The following is a 19,046-nucleotide window of genomic DNA, read 5'->3' on the forward strand; positions in this document are numbered from 1 at the left end:
TTTCAGGACTTTTTGACTTATCCGTGGTTGAATAAGAGGCTTAATTTGAATTATTGAGGGTGTTGTCATGGTTTTTTTAGACTGTTTTGGGATATAGTTTGAATTTATTCTTTAATGTCTTTTTAAAGTGTTGATTTTGGCATATTATGTGTAATAAATCAATCATAAAACAACAACAACCCTGTATGAGTACAATAAAACCCACCGCATCGAGTCAGCGAGTAGCGTCGGTTGATGCACTAAGAGGCTTTGCCATTTTAGGAATTTTGTTTGCCAACATCCTTTCATGGAGTGGTTACAAATTCATCCCCTTTACTGCTATGGAAGGGTTGAAATGGCACGAATTTGACTCCTACATATCGACTTTCCTGAGTGTGTTTATCGACACCAAATTTTACACGATCTTTTCCCTTCTTTTTGGTATTGGTTTTTATTTTCAGTTTAAGAAATTTAAAAATCAGGCAGATCAAAAGCCATTTGTCGATGTTTACCGCCGAAGAATGAGCTTTCTGATTTTATTCGGATTTATTCACATGACTTTCTGGTCGGGAGATATCCTGATGCTTTATGGAATGATGGGTTTCATCTTGCTTGAGCTAAGAAATCTGACCAAAGAAAATTTGTTGAAGGTCAGTATGATTTTGCTGATGAGCTCTTTGGTGTTGGATGTGATCTTGATGTATGTCGCTCCCGGTTATGGAGTGCCTGATGTGGCGCTGGCGAAAAAGCACTATATAGATATGGCACCTGAGGCAGTTTCTGCCGCATTTATGTCTGGCGATTGGTTGACAACACTGAAAGTAAATGCCCACAATATTATGTGGCGCTGGTTCGATTTTGTTCCTATGGGCCGACCAACGAAAGTGTTGGGCTTATTCCTGATGGGCTACTATTTGGCAGAGCAGAATTTCTTCAATACTACCGCTAAAAAAGGCGTCAATTTCTGGAAATTCTTCATTCCTGGTATAGCACTTACTTTAACCGGTAAATACCTTATCGGAGGCAGCATGTCAGCTATTCCTACGCAGTGGAGTGATATTCTTTTCAAAGCGATTGAGGTGCCCGGACAGGTATTGTTAAGCTTGTCGTATGTGTGTTTGTTGGTGGTTACTTACGAATCAAATTTTGGAAAAAAAGCATTGCAGGGACTGACAGACGTTGGTCGGATGTCTTTTACAAACTACCTTTCACATACTATTTTCGGAATTGTTTTATTCTACGGAGTAGGCTTTGGCTACTTTGGGCAGTGGAGCCTGACACAAATCTGGATCGTGGCCGTTGGTTTTTATGCCTTCCAAATCGCCTTCAGTAGAATTTGGTTGAAGGTTTTCGCCTTCGGACCATTGGAGTGGGGATGGAGATGCCTGACTTATAAAACCATGTTCCCTATCCGCAGATCAACGATTGCTGAACAAAAACGCATGGCACAACAAACGGCCTAAAGCGAAAAGATAATTACATAAAAAAGGCGTGTTCCTGTTCGGGGCACGCCTTTTTTTCTTTTAAACTTTCTTTACTTTTAGAGTATTACTTTCCTGACTGATGACCTCAATGGTACTATTGGCTTCAATATAATCGCCGCGAGTAAAAGCATCATAAATCTTGCCCTCAATTTCCACTTTTCCACTCGGCCTCAGGATGGTGTAGGCTTGCCCCTGTAGGCCTACCAAATTATGCTCGTAAGTATTTACGGTGTATCCCTCATCAGAATCCTGGGTGTCCTGCAATGCGATTTTATGAATAAAAGATGATTTGTGAAGCCTGAAGCTCATCACCAAAAGCAGTAGGGTCGTCAGCCCAAAAGCAAGCAGCACTGCGGTAATTGCATTATTGATTTGTGTGGTCGGGACGTGGTCAAAGTTAAAGAAATCGTTGCTGACCATCCCAAGCCCGAGGGCTGCAAGAATCAGGATCAGGCCAGAGATCCCCGCAAAACCAAAACCTGGGATCACAAATATTTCCGCCGCCAGCAAGCCGACGCCAATAATGAACATCAGGATCTCCCAGTATTGTGCCAGGCCATGTAAATAGTGAGGGACCAGGTAGAGGGTCAGGGCAATCGCACTTGCCGCTATTGGAAAACCAACACCAGGCGTTTGGAGCTCAAAATAAATGCCTCCTAAAATGATCATGATGAGCACACCACTGATCATAGGATTTAAAAAGAAAGCAATGATTTTTTCTGTGGCAGAAAGTTCATAATGGCTGAGCTGATAATCATCAATACCAGCCCTTTCGAGCAGCTCGGGGATATTCTCTGCCTCACCAGTCGCAATTTTCCACTTGATAGCTTCTGAGGTGGAAAGCGTGAGCACTTTTCCCGAGTCTGAAAGGTCCTTGATATACAGCGACTGATCAACCATCGCTTCCGCAATTTTTGGGTCGCGGCCCTTGGCTTCTGCCGTGGAGCGCATAATCGAGCGCATATAGGACTGATATTTGTCGGGAGCAGCCTCGCCAGTCTGTACCACAACGGTGGCCGCACCAATACTTGCGCCCTGGGTCATGTAAATGCTGTCGCAGGCCAGCGAAATAAGCGCCCCAGCCGAGGCAGCATCTTTATTAATGAATACATAAACGGGCTGTTCGTAATTTAGGATCCTCGTGCGGATATCGTCAGCATCATTCACCGCCCCACCGTAAGTATCCATTTCAATAACGACCACATCCGATTGTTGGGCATCAGCTTCTTTGAAAGCGAGATCAACATAGCGGTTCATTCTTGGGTCAATTTCGCTGTCAATTTTCATGACAAAAACTTTCGTCTGCGCCCAGCAGCTAAGCTGAACAAGCATGAAAAGTAAAGTCAGGGAGATGGGCCTGAATCGGCCTGTTTGGTTGAATTTCATGAATATAAATATCAGGTGGTTGATCTTATTAAGTGGATACCTGTTGAAAGGGTACTGAATTCTTTATTATAATGAATAAAAGTATTATCCTTGAATAATCTAACACAACGTTAATAAAAATGCTCTTTTGAGCAGGATAATTGTTTTCGGTTAAAAATCGCCAATTTTGAGCAAATTACAAATCATTGAGCTGCCCGCCAGGTTATGGAAGCTTCAGGCAGATGTGCATAGTGGTACGATCGGTTTAGAATTCAGGGAACAGGACAGCCTGCAAGCTAACTTTGCACTCATTACCCCTGAAGGAGAAATGCATGGCCCTTTTGAGATGCCCGAAAAGTGGTGGGTAACGCTTGATGCGGTCATTGGGGCAAAATTATTGGTGCGCAGCTATGAGGATCATGCCAATCCGCAGACCAAAAAACTGTGGTTGCTCGATACGCATGCGCAGGAAATTCTCTGGGAGGTGGATAAATTCTTGCCCAACAGGGTGGATCAGCCTTGGATTTATGGGCACTTTATTGAAGGGGATGAGGGGAAATTCGCCAAAATAAACATGGATACCGCAGCGGCGAGTTATTTATCGCAGGAAAAAGTTGCTGACCACGAGAATGGTGATAAATCCGCCGAAATATCGCATTATGTGGAAGGGACTACCCACTTTGAGCAGGTCCACCGCTTTTTGTCGAAAAAAGTTGGCGATTTTGCGGTAAAAGCAATCGATTATTTTCAATCTGATGGACGAATTATAATTTCTTACTATATTTACGAAGGTGAAAATTTGATTAATAAACTTCACATTTTTGATCGTGAAGGAACAGTGCTCCACCATGATATTTTAGGTACTTCGCTGCCAACAGTAGCACTTCAGAGTTTTTTTGTTCTTTTCGGTCAGTTGATTTTTGTCAACCGTCATAACCAGTTGTCTATATATGAACTGTAAAAAAATAGCAGTTGCAGTTTCTGCATTCCTACTTGCATTCACGTTTAATGTCGCCGATGCCTCAGCGCAAGCGATAAAAACCCATACGATTCAAAAGGGGCAAACCCTTTACTCCATTGCCAGACAGTACCATGCTTCTGTTAAGGAGCTTGAAGAGCTGAACCCTGGCCTGACCAATAATATTGCGGCTGGCCAAACGATTAAAGTGCCCGCAGGCACCGCACAGGCGACCGCATCGAAGAAAGTCCATGTCGTGAAATCTGCGGAAACATTGTACAGTATTTCAAGACAATATAATGTCAGCGCTAATCAGTTGATTCAGTATAATAACTTGAAATCTACTGCGCTAACTGCCGGACAAGCACTTAAAATCCCATCTGATGGTGCTGATGCGGTAAAGGTGGCGAGTGAAATTGCCAAGGCGAACAGTAAAAAGCATAAGGTACAGCGAGGAGAAACCCTCTATGCCATTGCTCAGAAATATCAGGTTTCGGTAGCGAATATCAAATCGTGGAACGCCATGAAAGGCAACTCGCTTGATGTGGGGCAGGAGTTGATTGTTGGTTTGGGAAAAGCAGAAGCCAGTCCAGTTGTAGTGGCTGAAGTTAATGTTCCTGCCAAGAAAGAAACCGCCAGCCCAACGAAAACATTGCCAGCAACAGCGGCAAAGAGTGATAAGCCGGTGAAGGAAATCCCTTATTCCCGCGAAGAAATTCAGGATGGCTCGGAGTTCAAGAAGGTGGTTGAACGCGGAATGTCAGGAATTATGACAGGCTCTGAGGACACTAAAAAATATTTGGCCCTGCACCCTACGGCACCCGTTGGAACAATTATGCAGGTAAGAAATGACATGAACAATCGCAGTGTTTTTGTTCGTGTGATTGGAAAGTTGCCTCCTACGGGCGACAACAAGAAATTGGTGATCAGCCTGAGTAAAACAGCTTATGAGCGATTGGGCGCATTCGATCAGCGGTTCCCTGTAGAGGTAACCTATGTGCCTTAATCGATCCAAAAATATAGATCTTAAAACCCGCCTCGTGCGGGTTTTTTTATGCCCAATGGAGATTTATTTTCCCTGTAATAGGTGCTTTTTTGGATACTAAGCGCTAACTTAATGGAAACTGCGTGCTATTGTGTGGTTTTATTTGCGGAAGTAATTTAAACTTAGCAGGTATTATTGGTATAATTAAAAGGTATTTGATGGGCGAGGGTTGCAGGTGGTTTTTTTTGAATAATGAAAGATTTATCTTTGTAAAATATTATAAACTTATTGAAATGAACAATATGAACTCACTTAAACTATTTTTTGTCGCTTTTGCGATGATTTTCGCTTTTCAGGCAAAGGCGCAGAAAGAGGTTTCAGGCGTGAAATTACCAGCAACCACAACTGTTGACGGGCAGAAACTCACCCTTAATGGTGCGGGAACTCGCTCTAAATATTTTATGGATTTATATGTTGGTGCGTTGTATTTGGGCGCTTCATCCAAAGATGCCGCTGGAGTAGTTGGCGCTGATGAAGTACAGTCGGTGAAATTGACCATCATTTCTGGTTTGGTAACCCGTGATAAATTCAACAGCTCTACCAAAGAAGGGTTCGAGGCATCAACCAATGGAAATACCGAGGCTTTAAAGTCGGAGATCGATCAGTTTATGGGTGCCTTTTCTGAGGATATCAGTAAGCAGGACGCTTTCGACTTCAATTATATTCCAGGTAAAGGAACACAAGTATTGAAAAACGGAAAGTTATTAACGACCATCGAAGGTATGGAATTCAAGAAAGCTTTGTTCGGCATTTGGTTAGGAAACAAACCAGCAGACAAAGGATTGAAATCTGCGATGATGGGCAAATAATAAGCCTTGAAAAATAAATACAAAGGAGCACACTTCAGCAGTGTGCTCCTTTTTTTATATCATTCCCCATCGTGATCAAAAGGGATATTCAGAAATTGATTGAGCGGTGCCATGGCTCGGAAAATCTCATCACATTGCGTCAGGATGCGCTCTTGCATGAAATCCTGTATGGGCATGGGCTTCATCGCCAGGAAATCTTTATGGCGAAGAAATGCAATCAGTGGGTCATTTTTGTCATAACCACGTGGGGCAGTTTTAAGGGTGTCGCCTTGCAATCCGCCAAATTGTGCCACAAAATCGGGGGCTTCAACAATTTGCCGAAAGGCATCACCATTATAGTAGATTTCCTCCCGAATGCTTTTCAGTCGTGCACCCTGCGGCTGCCAAACGCCTCCGGCAATCATACATTTTTCAGGTTCGAGGTGGACATAAATCCCCGCACGGTCAGATTTTCGGTTACCGCTGATCCATGCGCCTAAATGTGTTTTGTAGGGGCGTTTGTCTTTAGAAAAACGAACATCCCTGTAAATTCTGAAAACGCTTTTTTTGGGGTCTTCCAGGGCAAGCAAGGGGTCGTATTTGGCGGCAATGGGAATCAGTTGTGCCATAAGTGCGGCCAGTTCGTCCTTGGCACTAATGTATAATGCTTTATGCTCCTGAAACCATTCGCGGTTGTTATTGTCCTGAAGCTGGCTCAGGAAGTCAAAAGTTGAGCGAGAGATCATGGGGTCATTTTTTGGTGAACAAATTGTTTGTCAGTATAAAGATACAGCCTAATGCTACAATCGGTAAATCTGTGGATTAAAATATAAGGTAACTTTTGAGGGTTTAGGTATTAATTCCCTGCGATGCTGGCAGCTGTGGCGTAAAATGAACGGCAGAGCGGGTACAGGGAGGAATCGGTAAGTCTTTAAGTGTCAATTTGGGAAAATTTCCGTAAGTTTGAGAACTTTTGAATCATTAAGGAATTTAGGAATTTGGATATATCAGTCATTGTACCGCTTTTCAACGAAGAGGAATCGCTGCCAGAGTTGACCGCATGGATTGACCGTGTGATGAAAGCCAACAACTTTATCTACGAACTGATAATGGTAGATGATGGAAGTAAAGACCGATCTTGGGAGATCGTTAAGTCTTTGCGTGGGCAATATCCCGCTATTCAGGGAATTAAATTCAATCGAAACTATGGGAAATCTGCGGCCCTTAATCGTGGCTTTGCGGCTGCGCATGGCGAGGTGGTCATTACCATGGATGCCGATCTTCAGGATAGCCCCGATGAAATCCCTGGCCTGTACCGTAAAATCGTCGAAGAAGGCTTCGATTTGGTGTCTGGCTGGAAGGAAAAGCGCTATGACCCGATCTCCAAAACCATTCCGTCAAAATTCTTTAATTATGTTACCCGAAAACTTTCGGGCATTCAGCTGAATGATTTTAATTGTGGACTGAAAGCCTACCGCCTCGAGGTGGTCAAGAGTGTGCAGGTGTATGGCGAGATGCACCGTTACATTCCTGTGCTGGCCAAATGGGCGGGCTTTTCCAATATTGGCGAGCAGGTTGTACAGCACCGTGCACGGAAGTACGGAGAAACCAAGTTTGGCCTTGAGCGGTTTGTTCATGGCTTCCTGGATTTGCTCTCAGTAACTTTTGTGTCGCGCTTCAAGAAAAAGCCAATGCACTTTTTTGGGGTCTTTGGTACGCTCAGCTTTATGATGGGTTTTTTCACCACGCTCTACCTGATCTTCAATAAAATTTATTGCCTGTATCAGCATATGCCCGTCCGCGAGATCGTCGATCAGCCTTTGTTTTATATTGCATTGGTTGCCGTAGTGATCGGTATGCAGTTGTTCCTCGCAGGATTTATTTCTGAGTTACTCGTGATGAAAAATGATCATTCCAACGATTATTTGGTTGCTGATGTGATTGAAAATGAGGTCACCACTGAAGGCCCCGTTGAAGGTTAATTTAATATTTTCGTCGTTAAAGAACCATGAATACGTTTTTTTCGATTATCGTTCCCGTGTATAATCGTCCGGAGGAGATTACAGAATTTCTGAATAGTTTGCTCACGCAGACTTACCACGATTTTGAGGTCATTATTGTGGAGGATGGTTCTACGGAGGATTGTAAAGCGATTGCGGAGCAATTTGCCGACCGCCTGCAACTTCAGTATTTTTACAAAGAAAATACAGGGCAGGGGCCGAGTCGTAACTTGGGTTTCTCCAAAGCAAAGGGCGATTTCTTCCTGGTCTTTGATAGTGATGTTATTCTGCCCAAAACTTATCTCAGTACGGTAGATGCCGAGCTGAAAATCCGTAAACTTGATGCTTTCGGTGGACCCGATGCCGCACACCCAGGATTTAACAGCCTGCAAAAAGCAACGACTTACGCCATGACCTCCTTTTTTACCACTGGTGGCATACGTGGCGGAAGTAAGGCCGATGAGAAATTTCAGCCGCGCAGTTTCAATATGGGGATGAGCAGAAAGGTGTATGAAGCGACCCACGGTTTTCATCTGGATCGTTTGAGTGAAGATATTGAACTTTCGATTCGTATGCGTAATCTGGGTTTTAAAGTCGGCTTAATTCCCGAAGCATGGGTGTACCATAAACGCCGCACTTCCCTTCGGCAGTTTTTCAAACAGGTGTTTTCTTTTGGGCATGGCCGATGGATACTCAGCGGTATTCACCATGGGCAATTAAAGGCCATTCATTGCTTTCCTTCTGTTTTTGTGCTTGGGCTGATTTTTACCTTCACCTCATTTCTGTGGAGCATTCCATTGGGGAGCTTCTGCCTGTCGGTATTGTTGCTGTGGTATTTTGCGATTTTGCTGGATGCCTCCCAAAAAAACAATAGCCTGACGGTCGGCTTGCTCAGTATGGTTACTTCAACAATCCAACTTTCAGGCTATGGCTTGGGCTTCCTTCGCGGTGGCTTCCGAAAGCTCCTGGGCATGAAAATCTATTAATTCTTTCGGCAGAAATAAACAATTTCTTCAGCAGGAAAGCCGTATTTTCGGACTTCCTCTTCAGGCAAACGCTGAACGAACGTGTCTTCGAGAACATCGAAACCAGCCTTTTTCAAACGCTGGCCATAATCCCTGCCAAACAGGCGTACGTGGTCCGTTTGTCCGTAGGCATCCTCTCTTGCCTGTGGGCTCGTAATGCTTGGGTCCTCAAAAGTATGTTCGAGGCTCATGTCCTGTGGCGACTGCAAAATGGCAAAGCCTCCTTTTTTCAGGACACGGAAAATTTCCGACATCGCCTGGTGGTCATCTTCCACATGTTCCATAACATGATTGCAGAATACGGCATCAAAGTGATGGTCCTCAAAAGGGATCTGATGAACATCCATCTTCACTTTTGCCAAAGGCGACTCGAGGTCTCCCGTGATGTATTCCAAATTGCGCATTTTTTCAAATCGCTTGATGAAGCAGAGCTCAGGCGCAATATGCAATACCTTTTTTGGGGCAGTAAAGAAATCGGTTTTGTCTTCGAGGTATCGCCACATCAGGCGGTGACGCTCAAGGGTCAGGCAGTTGGGGCATAGGGCATTGGCCCTCGGAGGGGTTCGGCCGTAAGGTAAAAATTCCCGATATTCATGATCGCACACATTACAGTGAACGCCATGTCCACGGTAGAATAAACCCAGAAATTTTGCACCAAAATGGGCAAAGTGTTGGAGGTATTTTCTTGGAATATGTTTGATGACAAAACTGATGAGTTTCTTCATTGTCTGAGCGAAATTGTTGGCGCTTGAAAAATTGTTTACGGTGCCAAAACTGATCAATCAGTGAGCACGAAAGGCAAATATAGCCAAGATTTTCATTTCCTCAATTTACATTTGGGCCTCGCCCTGAGATAAAGTCTGTTAAACTTTAATTTTTGCCCAAATTTTAAGAGTTTTAGCTTTAGTGGCATCAATTCCTCTCCTAATCTAAATATGCGGTATCTTTTATTTTTTCTACTGATCATTTTCCTTTTCGCCCCTGCGCAGGTATGGGCGCAGACGAAGGCCTCAAGAACCAGTGCTACCGAGGCACAGTCGAGTAAATATTTAGCGAAAAAACATCGATCAAAGCAAAATCAATACTCGTATATCATCAAGAAGAACAGCAAGAAAACACTCTATGGAAACCCTTGTTTTACGCAGGCTACTCACAATATGGGCTTTGAATATTTGATTATGCCCAAAGGTAGAAAGCCTTATAAAAACGAATGGCAGCGGTTTTGGCAGAATTTTGGCGTGAAAACCAAGCTGTTTTTTACCCGTGGCCCATGGTGGAAACTCAAGCTGAATAAGCAGTTTAAGGAGTGCCAGATACAAACAGGGGACTACAACCCAGGAATATAATTTTTGATATTTTACCATCTCGATATGAAAAAGCTAATTTTTTCGCTTATCGTCCTGACATTTTTTGTTTCCTGCAAGAAAGAAAGTCTGGACATGCAGTCGTTGAAGCTGAACATTCAACACCAGGTGGGCGATGAGCCACTAAAGCTGAATCAGTACCTGTACACCAACCGTAGTGGAGAAAAATTTGAAGTAACCAAGCTCAACTATTATATCAGTGAAATACAGCTTTTAAAAGATGAAAAGGTCATTTTTGTGAAAGACAGCCTGTGGTACACCTCTCTTTCGGGTGCGCAGACCGATCAGCAGATTAGTCTGCCAGAAGCACCCGTGGGACGCTTCGATGCGGTGCAGTTTACTTTCGGATTACCTGACCAGTGGAATGCGGAAGATAAGGTTCCTTTGGATCAGTTCAGGGCGATGGTGTGGCCTGCCCATATGGGTGGTGGACTTCATTTTATGAAATTTGAAGGGAATTATTTCAAGGCACCACAGGGAGAGGAAGAGGCCAATGGTTTTGCCATTCACAGTGGTAATTTATTGAAGGATGGCGTTGTTCACGATCATTTTTTTACCGTTCATGTGCCGATTGCTTCCTCAACAGAGGCAACCAGGGAGGTGAATTTAGTATTCGATGTGTCGAAATGGGTAGATCAGCCAGCACAAGCCTACCCATTTGCGGAATTGTCAGGTATTATGGGGAGCGTAGAAAAGCAAGCCATATTGGTGAAGCATGGTCCGACCGCATGGCGTGAAAAATAGTAAGCAGATGAGAAAATATACATTTTTGTTGATTGCACTGACCGCCATGGCATTTTCGTGTGTGTGGCAAAAAGAGCCTGCACAGGAAAACGTAGCGACACCCTACGCATTGGAAGCGCCTGCAAAATTTCCCAAAATCAGTATCCCTGAAGATAATCCGATGACGGTGGAAGGCGTGGCAATGGGGCGAAGAATTTACTACGACAGGTCATTGAATACCCAAAAGGTGGGGGTGGCCTGTAGCGATTGCCATCAGCAAAAAGCAGGATTTAGCAGTCCTGGTGAAAAAGGGCAGTTGGCAATTATGCCTCATGTAAACTTGGCTTATGAGACCTCCTTTTTATGGAATGGCGCAGAACAGGGGATTCTCGAGGATGTGATGCTCTTCGAGATTAAAGATTTTTTTGCCGCAGACCTGAGCTATGTTAATGCCGATGCGGAATATAAGCGATTGGCCAAAGTCGCCTTTGGGAAAGATGATATTGATTATCAGACGATGGCTTATGCTCTGGCGCAATTTTCAAGAACGCAGCTGAGTGGTAACTCAAAATTCGATCAGTACAATCGGGGCGAAATTCAGCTTTCTGAACAGGAAAAACGGGGGCTTGAGCTTTTCTTCAGTGAAGATGGCGACTGTTTTCACTGCCATAGCACGGTGCTGTTTTCTGATAGTGATTTTCATAATATTGGCTTGGACAGCACCTTCAATTTAGGGAATGCTGGGCGGTATGTTATTTCTCAGGACTCCGTTGATATCGGTAAATTCAAAACCCCAAGCTTGCGTAATATTGCCGTTTCTGCTCCTTATATGCACGATAACCGCTTTGAAACCCTGGAGCAGGTGGTTGATTTTTATGCCGAAGGTGTTCATTTTACCAAGTACACCGACCCTTTAATGAAGCATGAGGGAGGGATTAATCTCAACCAACAACAAAGGGTGGATTTGATCGCTTTCCTGAACACACTGACCGACGAAAGTTATCTTTCGAATGAGGAACTTTCGAACCCCTTCAATACGAATGAAAAAAATTAACAATTTTCTCAACGCTATCCTTATCTTTGCCCTTAAATTCAGCCATTTGAGGCATTTTTAGAAAGAAAGCGTTCGTTAAGGTGTTAAAGAAATTTTGGAATAAGTCCCACTTTGGGAAAGTAGTGATTGTCGGGCTGGCAGCAGCTTTGGCTGGTGTCATTTTTATTGTAGGTTTTGTGTTGTCCATAAAAATGGGCGCCTTTGGGGATTTGCCCACAGCAGCAGACCTCAAAAAAATTGAGAATAATCAGGCGGCATTGGTGTACAGTGCCGACGGAAAAATATTGGGGAAATACTTCGTTCAAGAGCGTACCAATATCAAATATAAAGATCTTTCCCCTGATCTGGTACATGCTTTGGTGGCCACGGAAGATGCCCGCTTTTTCGAGCATGATGGTGTGGATTACCGTGCCTGGGCGCGGGTTTTTGTCAAAACATTGCTTTTAGGTAATCGCTCCTCGGGTGGAGGCTCTACCCTGACGCAGCAACTGGCCAAAAACCTCTTTCCAAGAGCGGGAGGCAGCAAGCTGGATTTGGTGGCTTCAAAAATCAAGGAAGTCATTATTGCCCGCACGATCGAAGATCTTTACACCAAAGAGGAAATCATTAATCTTTACCTGAACACGGTGCCTTTTGGCGATAATAGCTATGGAATTCAGACGGCGAGCCGTAAATTCTTCAGTTGTGAGCCCAAAGACCTCAGCACCCAGGATGCCGCGGTGTTGATCGGCATGCTCAAGGCCAATTATTATTATAACCCGAGGGTATTCCCTGACCACGCCTTCAAACGACGTAATATTGTGCTTTCGCAAATGCAGAAGTACAATTACCTTACATTGGCGCAGGAGGATTCTTTGCAACGCCTTCCCCTGAAAACCAAGTATCGTTCTTTTGGTCAAAATACGGGTATTGCCACTTATTTTAGGGAACAACTCAGAAGGGTGGTACTGGCCAAACTCGACAGTATTAATGAGGGATTTCCCAAAGAGCAGCAATATGATCTCTACCGTGATGGGCTGAAAATTTATACGACCATTGATTCCCGCATGCAAACACTGGCAGAAGAAGCCATGAAGGAGCATATGGTGAATTTACAAAAATCGTTCAATCAGCACTGGAAGGGGCGTACTCCATGGAAAGGGCACCCTGCCGTATTTGAACGTGCAAAAAGAAACAGCCAGCGCTATAAAAGCCTGTTGGCAGCCAAGGCAAGCCCTGAACAAATTGAGCAATCTTTTGCGACGCCAGTAAACATGGAAATCCTGACCGATGACTATGAGAAGAAGCTGGTGAAAATGAGCCCGAATGACTCGATCAAGCATTACCTGCATTTTCTGAATATGGGAATGGTGGCCATGGAACCCCAGACGGGCGATATTAAAGTTTACATCGGTGGGGTAGATCATGAACACCTCAAAATTGACCATGCAAGCAAATATTATAAAAGACAGGTAGGTTCTACCCTCAAGCCGCTGGTTTATGCTACTGCCCTGGAGCAGGGGGCAAAAGCCTGTGATTACTATCCAGTGGCTAAGCAACATTACCTCAACGATGCCGAAAATGGCTGGCATGCGGTAAAGCCTGATGAAAATGGCGCATACCCTGAAGATACCTGGGCGCCAGGGAATGCTGATGGCAAATACGATGGTTATTATTCAATGAAAGGCGCCCTGACCAACTCGGTCAATACGGTGTCGGTGCAGGTGGAACTGGAGGCAGGCCTGGACAATGTGGCGACCTACCTGAAGCGTTTTGGTATTTCGGGGATTGAAAAAATGGAAAATGATGAGGGGCAGATTCCTCCTTCCACGGTTTTAGGTACGCCACAGGTTTCTATTCAGGAGATGGTTTCAGCTTACAGTGCGCTGGCCAATGGCGGCTATAAGGTAAGCCCTCGTTTTCTGACTAAAATTGTGGATGGGCAAGGCAATGTTCTTTATGAAAATGAAGGCGCAGGCAGAGGCGATAGAATCATTAAGTCGGCTACGGATCATCAGATTTTAGCCATGATGAAATCGGTAGTCAATCAAGGAACGGGAAGCAGGTTAAGAAGAGTTTACGGGCTGAACAATGAGCTTGCAGGAAAAACAGGAACGACGCAGTCCAATACGGATGGCTGGTTTATGGGGGTGAGCCCTCGACTGGTGGTAGGGACCTGGGTAGGAAATGATGAGCCTGCAATTCGGTGGAGAAGCACCCGACTGGGACAGGGAGCCAATACAGCGCTGCCAATTTTCGGTAAGTTTATGCAAAAGATGAACCGTACACCTGAATTTGCCCTGATCACCAAAGCGCAGTTCCCTGCCCTGACCAGCTATGAGGTGAAAGCCATGAATTGTGCCGACTGGGTGGAAGAGCTGCCGAATGATAATGTGGTCGACACCATCAAAGACCTCTTTAAAATTGACCCGATCAAGCAGCAGGAACGCAAAGAACGTCGGGAGGAAAAAGCCAAAACGCGCAAGAAGAAAAAGCGCAAAGGTTTCTTCAGGAAGCTGTTTGGCAAGGATTGATAAAAAAAAGCGTCAGAAAAGAGATTTTTTCTGACGCTTTTTTTGTGAAAGATAAGAAGATCAGCGTGGCAAAACACTGATCTCCTGACTAAAATTTACCCCATAAAGTTAATTGGTGCAATTCTAAAGTATTGAATAACAGCCTTTAACTATAATGGTAAGACCTTCTTAATATCAATGAATTAATTGAATAATCAAATCAATCATCAGCTTTTTTAGGGTGGAGTTTTACTCAATTTCTATCACTACTCCTGCGCTTTTAGGATGGCTCACGCAAGTCAGCACATAACCGCCGTCAAGCTCATCTTCTGAAAGCCCATCATCCTCTTCCATCACCACTTTTCCTTCGGTACAACGCCCGCGGCAGGCGGTACACAAACCACTTTGGCAAGAGAAGGGCATGTCAATATCCTGGTCCAGTGCAGCCTCAAGAATCGTCTGGTCAGGATTAACCTCCACTTCATGTTCTTCGCCATCCAGGCGGATTTTTACCAGCTGCTTCACAATCTCTTCCGATTCCGACTCCGTGAGACCTGTACTTGCCGTGAATCGTTCCTGATGAATGGCCTGTTCAGCAACTCCCGCTTTTTGCAAAGTTTCAGCCACTAAATCCATCATTGGCGCTGGCCCGCAAGAGTACACATGCAGTTGGTCCTTTGCAGGGAATTCATTGTAAATTGCCTGAATATCATCGGCATTCAAACGACCTGTTTTTCCTTGCCATTCCGCCGTTGGGCGCGTTAAAATGTGAATGACCTTGAAGTTTGCATGCTGCGCTTCCAAGGCTGCCAATGAGGTCTTGAAAATAATGCTGTCCTCATGTCGGTTGGTGTAAACGAGCGTAAGGTGTGCGTCCGCTTCCTGATGAAGAATAGTCTTGATCATCGAAAACAATGGCGTAATGCCACTGCCTGCACCAAAGAAAAGAAAAGCATTTCCTTTGCTTTCTGGCAGGGTAAATACCCCCGCAGGCGCAATGACCTTGATGTGGTCGCCTTCCTTGACTTGATCATTGATATAATTCGAAATCAGCCCGCCTTCAACACGCTTCACAGTAACGGCCAAATCCTGATCTGTATTGGGTGCGCTGCACAAGGAGTAAGATCTTGTTTCTTCTTTTCCATCGATCGGGAAACTCAAGCTCAGGAACTGCCCCGACTGATATTGCCAGTTTGGGTTTTCGAAAACAAGGCTGACAGTATCAGTGGTTTCCTTGATAATCTGTTTGACTTTCAGCCCGTCATCTGTCGGGTTGTTGGTCTCGCTGTTCTTTTTAAAAAATGAAAATGCCATGGAATGTGAATTTTTTATCGAGATTTTGTTTGATTTTAACAGGGTGTTCAAGGCAGAAAGTTAAATAAAGTCCTTTCAATAATAAAATTATTTTCATAAAACCACGCCTGTTTGCCCACCATTAGGGATTTGTGCCATTTTATGCCTTTCACTTAGTTATTCTTACTTAGGAATTGTATTTTCGCAGCTGAAATAAAATACTACTTACGTTTATTTTTGATATGAAATTGAATCGTCTTACAGCTGTTTCTCCAATTGATGGCCGTTATGGAGCCCAATCAGCGCCATTATCACCTTATTTTTCTGAATTAGGCTTGATTTATTACCGAGTTCGTGTGGAGGTCGAGTACTTCATTGCCTTATGTGAATACCCACTTCCACAGCTTGAGGGCGTGGATGCCAAAATGTATGATTCATTGCGTGAAATTTATCAGAATTTCACTGAAGAAGACGCGCAAGGGATTAAAGAAATTGAGAAAACCACGAATCACGATGTGAAGGCGGTTGAGTATTTTATCAAAGGTAAATTTGATGAATTGGGTTTGTCGGAGTACAAAGAGTTTATCCATTTTGGTTTAACTTCTCAGGATGTTAACAACACCTCAATTCCTTTGTCTTTGAAAGAAGCGATGGAGCAGCAAGTGTTGCCTTTAATGGATGAGGTACTGGCTTTGATTGTTGAGAAGTCCAAAGAATGGGAATCGGTGTCAATGTTGGCTAAAACACATGGGCAACCAGCCTCTCCGACTCGTTTGGGGAAAGAGATTGAAGTATTTTCTGAGCGTATTACCCGCCAGATGGTGCTATTGGAACAAGTGCCTTTCGCAGCCAAATTTGGTGGCGCAACGGGTAACTTCAATGCCCACAATGTTGCTTATCCAAATATTCACTGGAAGTCTTTCGGAGATCAGTTTGTGTCTGATTACCTTGGATTAGTCCGTAGTCACCCAACAACTCAGATCGAGCATTACGATCACCTTGCGGCTTATTTCGATGGCCTCAAGCGTATCGATACCATCCTGATTGACTTCGCAAGAGATATCTGGCAATATGTGTCAATGGGGTATTTCAAGCAAAAAATCAAAGCTGGTGAAGTCGGTTCTTCAGCGATGCCTCATAAGGTTAATCCTATTGATTTTGAAAATGCAGAAGGAAACTTGGGCATTGCCAATGCTGTTTTTGAGCACCTTTCGGCGAAATTGCCTATCTCACGTTTGCAGCGTGACCTTACGGATTCTACCGTATTGAGAAACATTGGTGTACCTATCGGGCACATGGTGATTGCATTGAACTCTTTGAAAAAGGGGATCAACAAACTGGAGTTGAACGAAGCGGTTATCCGTAAGGATCTGGAAGAAAACTGGGCTGTTGTGGCGGAAGCTATCCAGACGATATTGCGCCGTGAGGCTTACCCAAATCCATACGAGGCACTGAAAGCACTTACGCGTACCAACGAAGGGATCACAGCAGATTCTATCGGCAGCTTCATTAATGAATTGGAGGTATCTGATGCCATTAAAGAAGAATTGCGTGCTATCACACCTTGGAACTACACAGGAATTTAATTTCTGAAATCATAAAAATAAGTGGCAGGCCGTGAATATTTGCGGTAGTGCACACTGAACATCCACCGAGAGCATTGCGCATTCGGTGGTGTTGATCAAACAAAAAAGCCTTGGATCTCTATCGATCCAAGGCTTTTTTACTTTACAGTAGTTTATCCTACTTAGCCCAGAAGGTAAGAAAGGTCACTGTTTTCGTCAATCGTTTTATTTTCTTTGGCATTGATGAATAGTTTTCCTGCGTGGCCACCGATGTATTTCATCGATTTACCGTGAATCTCCAGCATACAGCCTTCAGGAAGCCCCAAAACGGCCATGTCGGTGTTCTTGGTTAAAAACTCCTCAATACGCAAAGGGCGAGTCTCGCCACCGTGGTTTGGAATGCGCTCTTCGGTATAATGTGGATTGATCTGGAAAGGGATCAAATTCAGGGCATCGAAGGATTTAGGCATCGTAATCGGCATGTCGTTGGTCGTTTTGATCGTCGGGCAGGCCATATTGGATCCTGCACTCCAGCCAATATAAGGAGTACCCTTGCTGACTTTTTCGTTGATCAAATCCACAAGTCCATTCTCGTAAAGTTGGTGTAGAAGCTCGAAGGTGTTACCTCCGCCCACCATAATGGAAGCAGCCTCAGCGACGGCCTTTTGCTTGTCTTCCACCGTGTGAATCCCAGTAACCTTGATCCCCAGCGGGCTCAATGCATCAGCGACACTTTTGGCATAGTCGTCATAAGAAAAAGTAACTCCCGCATACGGTACGAACAATACTTCTTTGACCTCGCCTAAAAAAGTGGCGATATTTTGTTTGCAGTAACCCAGGTAGGCCTCTGTCGGCATGGTCGAGTTACTGATCAATAATAAATTTTGGTTCTCCATCATCATAATATTCTGCTGAACTACAAAGATGCAAAAGCAGCATCAAAGCCCGAAGTTGAAATCAAAAATTCTTTGACCCACCAGATCAGATTTATGGCTGATTCATCAGTGCCTGAAAAGCATCCACAAACAGGCCTACATGGTAACCATCCATCAGGGCGTGGTGCACATGAATGGAAACGGGCAGCTGTTTACGCCCTTTTTCTGAGCTCATTTTTCCGAAGGAAATTTTTGGGCAACTGTCCTTGAATGCGGAATTTGAAGCATGAGAAAGGGCGGTGAAATTCACCCACGGAATTGCTGAATAATGAATGACATTTTCTCCGGCAACCGAAGGCGCAAGGCCAGTGCTTTGCTGAATGCGTTCAATCTCGGTTGCGGCAGCAGGAAGGAAATCATCAAACTGAGGGAAATAATCCATATAGGCAAAGCCGAAAGTTCCATTGGGACGATTAATGGTCGGCGAGGCATTGACCTGATCGTAGACAAGTACTTTTCCTTCATGAATCCTGTAGCTGAAAGGTTTGATCTGGTTGGCGGCTTTCAGGGACTGATACAGATAATAAAGGAAAAAAGAATGGCCATTTTCCTTACATCGCTGGTAGGCAGTGGTACAGTCAATTGTTGTGGTAACGCCAAAAAACGGCTGGTCGAAATCTTTAAAGAAATGAAAATGTTCCTTGCGATCCCATTGGTCAATGTTTAATTCTTCAGGCATAAAATTCATTGATGTTGTACAGGTGGTAGCTTGTGATTGGGGTGTAAATACACTCCGGTACTTTTATAGCATGGGCTTATTCAGAAAGTACAAGGCACTAAAATAATGATTTCTGGAGCTGAAGCATCGATTTTTGGGCATAAAAAAAGAGGTTGTAAAAAATACAACCTCTTTATCGGTGTGCGCACGAGAGGATTCGAACCTCCACGATCGTGAGATCACCACCCCCTCAAGATGGCGTGTCTACCAATTTCACCACGTGCGCTTTTGTTTGAAAGCGATGCAAACATAAGGGCT

General features: G+C 44.2%; 17 protein-coding genes and 1 tRNA gene. 11 read left to right on the forward strand and 7 right to left on the reverse strand.

Annotated elements, in window-relative coordinates; genetic code table 11:
* Window positions 1–185: 185 nt before the first annotated feature.
* On the forward strand, window positions 186–1,442 hold the full coding sequence (locus tag AABK40_RS03310) for a DUF418 domain-containing protein (protein WP_338397635.1): 1,257 nt from the start codon (window positions 186–188) through the stop codon (window positions 1,440–1,442).
* A 60-nt stretch (window positions 1,443–1,502) separates the two neighbouring features.
* Here the strand turns inward: AABK40_RS03310 and AABK40_RS03315 are convergent, their stop codons facing one another.
* A complete protein-coding gene (locus AABK40_RS03315; RefSeq protein ID WP_338397636.1) occupies window positions 1,503–2,849 on the reverse strand; it encodes an NfeD family protein in 1,347 nt (448 codons plus the stop codon).
* Window positions 2,850–3,015: 166 nt separating this feature from the next.
* On the opposite strand from AABK40_RS03315, the gene AABK40_RS03320 reads away from it, so the two are divergent.
* The 3 genes from AABK40_RS03320 to AABK40_RS03330 all read left to right on the forward strand — a co-directional run bounded on the left by AABK40_RS03320 (window position 3,016) and on the right by AABK40_RS03330 (window position 5,640).
* Window positions 3,016–3,789 (forward strand): DUF4905 domain-containing protein, encoded by a 774-nt coding sequence (locus tag AABK40_RS03320; RefSeq protein WP_332921111.1) that lies wholly within the window; start codon window positions 3,016–3,018, stop codon window positions 3,787–3,789.
* Window positions 3,779–4,792, forward strand: a complete 1,014-nt coding sequence (locus tag AABK40_RS03325) for a LysM peptidoglycan-binding domain-containing protein (protein ID WP_338397637.1) — start codon at window positions 3,779–3,781, stop codon at window positions 4,790–4,792. The genes AABK40_RS03320 and AABK40_RS03325 overlap by 11 nt, the downstream gene beginning before the upstream one ends.
* 281 nt (window positions 4,793–5,073) lie before the next feature.
* Window positions 5,074–5,640: a chalcone isomerase family protein gene (locus tag AABK40_RS03330; RefSeq protein ID WP_338397638.1), complete on the forward strand. Its 567-nt coding sequence runs from the start codon at window positions 5,074–5,076 to the stop codon at window positions 5,638–5,640.
* A 59-nt stretch (window positions 5,641–5,699) separates the two neighbouring features.
* On the opposite strand, the gene AABK40_RS03335 is transcribed toward AABK40_RS03330, so the two are convergent.
* Window positions 5,700–6,365, reverse strand: a complete 666-nt coding sequence (locus tag AABK40_RS03335) for a DUF2461 domain-containing protein (RefSeq protein ID WP_338397639.1) — start codon at window positions 6,363–6,365, stop codon at window positions 5,700–5,702.
* A gap of 252 nt (window positions 6,366–6,617) precedes the next feature.
* Here AABK40_RS03335 and AABK40_RS03340 point away from each other — a divergent pair, with 252 nt between their 5' ends.
* Together AABK40_RS03340 and AABK40_RS03345 are read left to right on the forward strand one after the other, a co-directional pair.
* On the forward strand, window positions 6,618–7,601 hold the full coding sequence (locus tag AABK40_RS03340; RefSeq protein WP_338397640.1) for a glycosyltransferase family 2 protein: 984 nt from the start codon (window positions 6,618–6,620) through the stop codon (window positions 7,599–7,601).
* Window positions 7,602–7,627: 26 nt separating this feature from the next.
* Window positions 7,628–8,605: a glycosyltransferase family 2 protein gene (locus AABK40_RS03345; RefSeq protein ID WP_332921106.1), complete on the forward strand. Its 978-nt coding sequence runs from the start codon at window positions 7,628–7,630 to the stop codon at window positions 8,603–8,605.
* On the opposite strand, the gene AABK40_RS03350 is transcribed toward AABK40_RS03345, so the two are convergent.
* The gene (locus AABK40_RS03350; protein ID WP_332921105.1) at window positions 8,602–9,369 is read right to left on the reverse strand and encodes a class I SAM-dependent methyltransferase; all 768 of its coding nucleotides are present in this window, start codon (window positions 9,367–9,369) and stop codon (window positions 8,602–8,604) included. The two genes, AABK40_RS03345 and AABK40_RS03350, sit on opposite strands and share 4 nt — an antisense overlap.
* A 210-nt stretch (window positions 9,370–9,579) precedes the next feature.
* On the opposite strand from AABK40_RS03350, the gene AABK40_RS03355 reads away from it, so the two are divergent.
* The 4 genes from AABK40_RS03355 to AABK40_RS03370 all read left to right on the forward strand — a co-directional run bounded on the left by AABK40_RS03355 (window position 9,580) and on the right by AABK40_RS03370 (window position 14,298).
* Window positions 9,580–9,990 (forward strand): hypothetical protein, encoded by a 411-nt coding sequence (locus AABK40_RS03355; protein WP_338397641.1) that lies wholly within the window; start codon window positions 9,580–9,582, stop codon window positions 9,988–9,990.
* A 24-nt stretch (window positions 9,991–10,014) separates the two neighbouring features.
* Window positions 10,015–10,752 (forward strand): MbnP family protein, encoded by a 738-nt coding sequence (locus tag AABK40_RS03360; RefSeq protein WP_338397642.1) that lies wholly within the window; start codon window positions 10,015–10,017, stop codon window positions 10,750–10,752.
* A gap of 7 nt (window positions 10,753–10,759) precedes the next feature.
* Window positions 10,760–11,785 (forward strand): cytochrome-c peroxidase, encoded by a 1,026-nt coding sequence (locus tag AABK40_RS03365; protein WP_338397643.1) that lies wholly within the window; start codon window positions 10,760–10,762, stop codon window positions 11,783–11,785.
* 80 nt (window positions 11,786–11,865) lie between these two features.
* Window positions 11,866–14,298, forward strand: a complete 2,433-nt coding sequence (locus AABK40_RS03370; RefSeq protein ID WP_338397644.1) for a transglycosylase domain-containing protein — start codon at window positions 11,866–11,868, stop codon at window positions 14,296–14,298.
* A 228-nt stretch (window positions 14,299–14,526) separates the two neighbouring features.
* Here AABK40_RS03370 and AABK40_RS03375 read toward each other — a convergent pair whose 3' ends face one another.
* Complete coding sequence (locus AABK40_RS03375) at window positions 14,527–15,591, reverse strand: 2Fe-2S iron-sulfur cluster-binding protein (RefSeq protein WP_338397645.1); 1,065 nt, start codon at window positions 15,589–15,591, stop codon at window positions 14,527–14,529.
* A gap of 221 nt (window positions 15,592–15,812) precedes the next feature.
* On the opposite strand from AABK40_RS03375, the gene purB reads away from it, so the two are divergent.
* Entirely contained in the window at window positions 15,813–17,156 is a 1,344-nt protein-coding gene (gene purB, locus AABK40_RS03380) for an adenylosuccinate lyase (protein WP_338397646.1), read from the forward strand.
* A gap of 161 nt (window positions 17,157–17,317) precedes the next feature.
* Here purB and pepE read toward each other — a convergent pair whose 3' ends face one another.
* From pepE to AABK40_RS03395, 3 genes are all read right to left on the reverse strand, one after another.
* Window positions 17,318–18,037, reverse strand: a complete 720-nt coding sequence (pepE, locus tag AABK40_RS03385; protein WP_338397647.1) for a dipeptidase PepE — start codon at window positions 18,035–18,037, stop codon at window positions 17,318–17,320.
* Between the two features lie 85 nt (window positions 18,038–18,122).
* Window positions 18,123–18,749, reverse strand: coding sequence for a CatA-like O-acetyltransferase (locus AABK40_RS03390; RefSeq protein ID WP_338397648.1), 627 nt, complete (start codon window positions 18,747–18,749; stop codon window positions 18,123–18,125).
* A 181-nt stretch (window positions 18,750–18,930) separates the two neighbouring features.
* Window positions 18,931–19,014, reverse strand: a tRNA-Leu gene (locus tag AABK40_RS03395).
* Between the last annotated feature and the right edge of the window lie 32 nt (window positions 19,015–19,046).

It is taken from the genome of Persicobacter psychrovividus, from assembly GCF_036492425.1.
GTDB classification, from domain to species: domain Bacteria; phylum Bacteroidota; class Bacteroidia; order Cytophagales; family Cyclobacteriaceae; genus Persicobacter; species Persicobacter psychrovividus.

What these genes read in the sequence shown, in the direction of transcription:
- AABK40_RS03345 (WP_332921106.1), top strand. Translation starts at nt 7,628, where the DNA reads ATGAATACGTTTTTTTCGATTATCGTTCCCGTGTATAATCGTCCGGAG.
- AABK40_RS03350 (WP_332921105.1), bottom strand. Translation starts at nt 9,369, where the DNA reads ATGAAGAAACTCATCAGTTTTGTCATCAAACATATTCCAAGAAAATAC.
- AABK40_RS03310 (WP_338397635.1), top strand. Translation starts at nt 186, where the DNA reads ATGAGTACAATAAAACCCACCGCATCGAGTCAGCGAGTAGCGTCGGTT.
- AABK40_RS03315 (WP_338397636.1), bottom strand. Translation starts at nt 2,849, where the DNA reads ATGAAATTCAACCAAACAGGCCGATTCAGGCCCATCTCCCTGACTTTA.
- AABK40_RS03365 (WP_338397643.1), top strand. Translation starts at nt 10,760, where the DNA reads ATGAGAAAATATACATTTTTGTTGATTGCACTGACCGCCATGGCATTT.
- AABK40_RS03335 (WP_338397639.1), bottom strand. Translation starts at nt 6,365, where the DNA reads ATGATCTCTCGCTCAACTTTTGACTTCCTGAGCCAGCTTCAGGACAAT.
- AABK40_RS03325 (WP_338397637.1), top strand. Translation starts at nt 3,779, where the DNA reads ATGAACTGTAAAAAAATAGCAGTTGCAGTTTCTGCATTCCTACTTGCA.
- AABK40_RS03375 (WP_338397645.1), bottom strand. Translation starts at nt 15,591, where the DNA reads ATGGCATTTTCATTTTTTAAAAAGAACAGCGAGACCAACAACCCGACA.
- AABK40_RS03355 (WP_338397641.1), top strand. Translation starts at nt 9,580, where the DNA reads ATGCGGTATCTTTTATTTTTTCTACTGATCATTTTCCTTTTCGCCCCT.
- pepE (WP_338397647.1), bottom strand. Translation starts at nt 18,037, where the DNA reads ATGATGATGGAGAACCAAAATTTATTATTGATCAGTAACTCGACCATG.
- AABK40_RS03390 (WP_338397648.1), bottom strand. Translation starts at nt 18,749, where the DNA reads ATGCCTGAAGAATTAAACATTGACCAATGGGATCGCAAGGAACATTTT.
- AABK40_RS03360 (WP_338397642.1), top strand. Translation starts at nt 10,015, where the DNA reads ATGAAAAAGCTAATTTTTTCGCTTATCGTCCTGACATTTTTTGTTTCC.
- AABK40_RS03330 (WP_338397638.1), top strand. Translation starts at nt 5,074, where the DNA reads ATGAACTCACTTAAACTATTTTTTGTCGCTTTTGCGATGATTTTCGCT.
- purB (WP_338397646.1), top strand. Translation starts at nt 15,813, where the DNA reads ATGAAATTGAATCGTCTTACAGCTGTTTCTCCAATTGATGGCCGTTAT.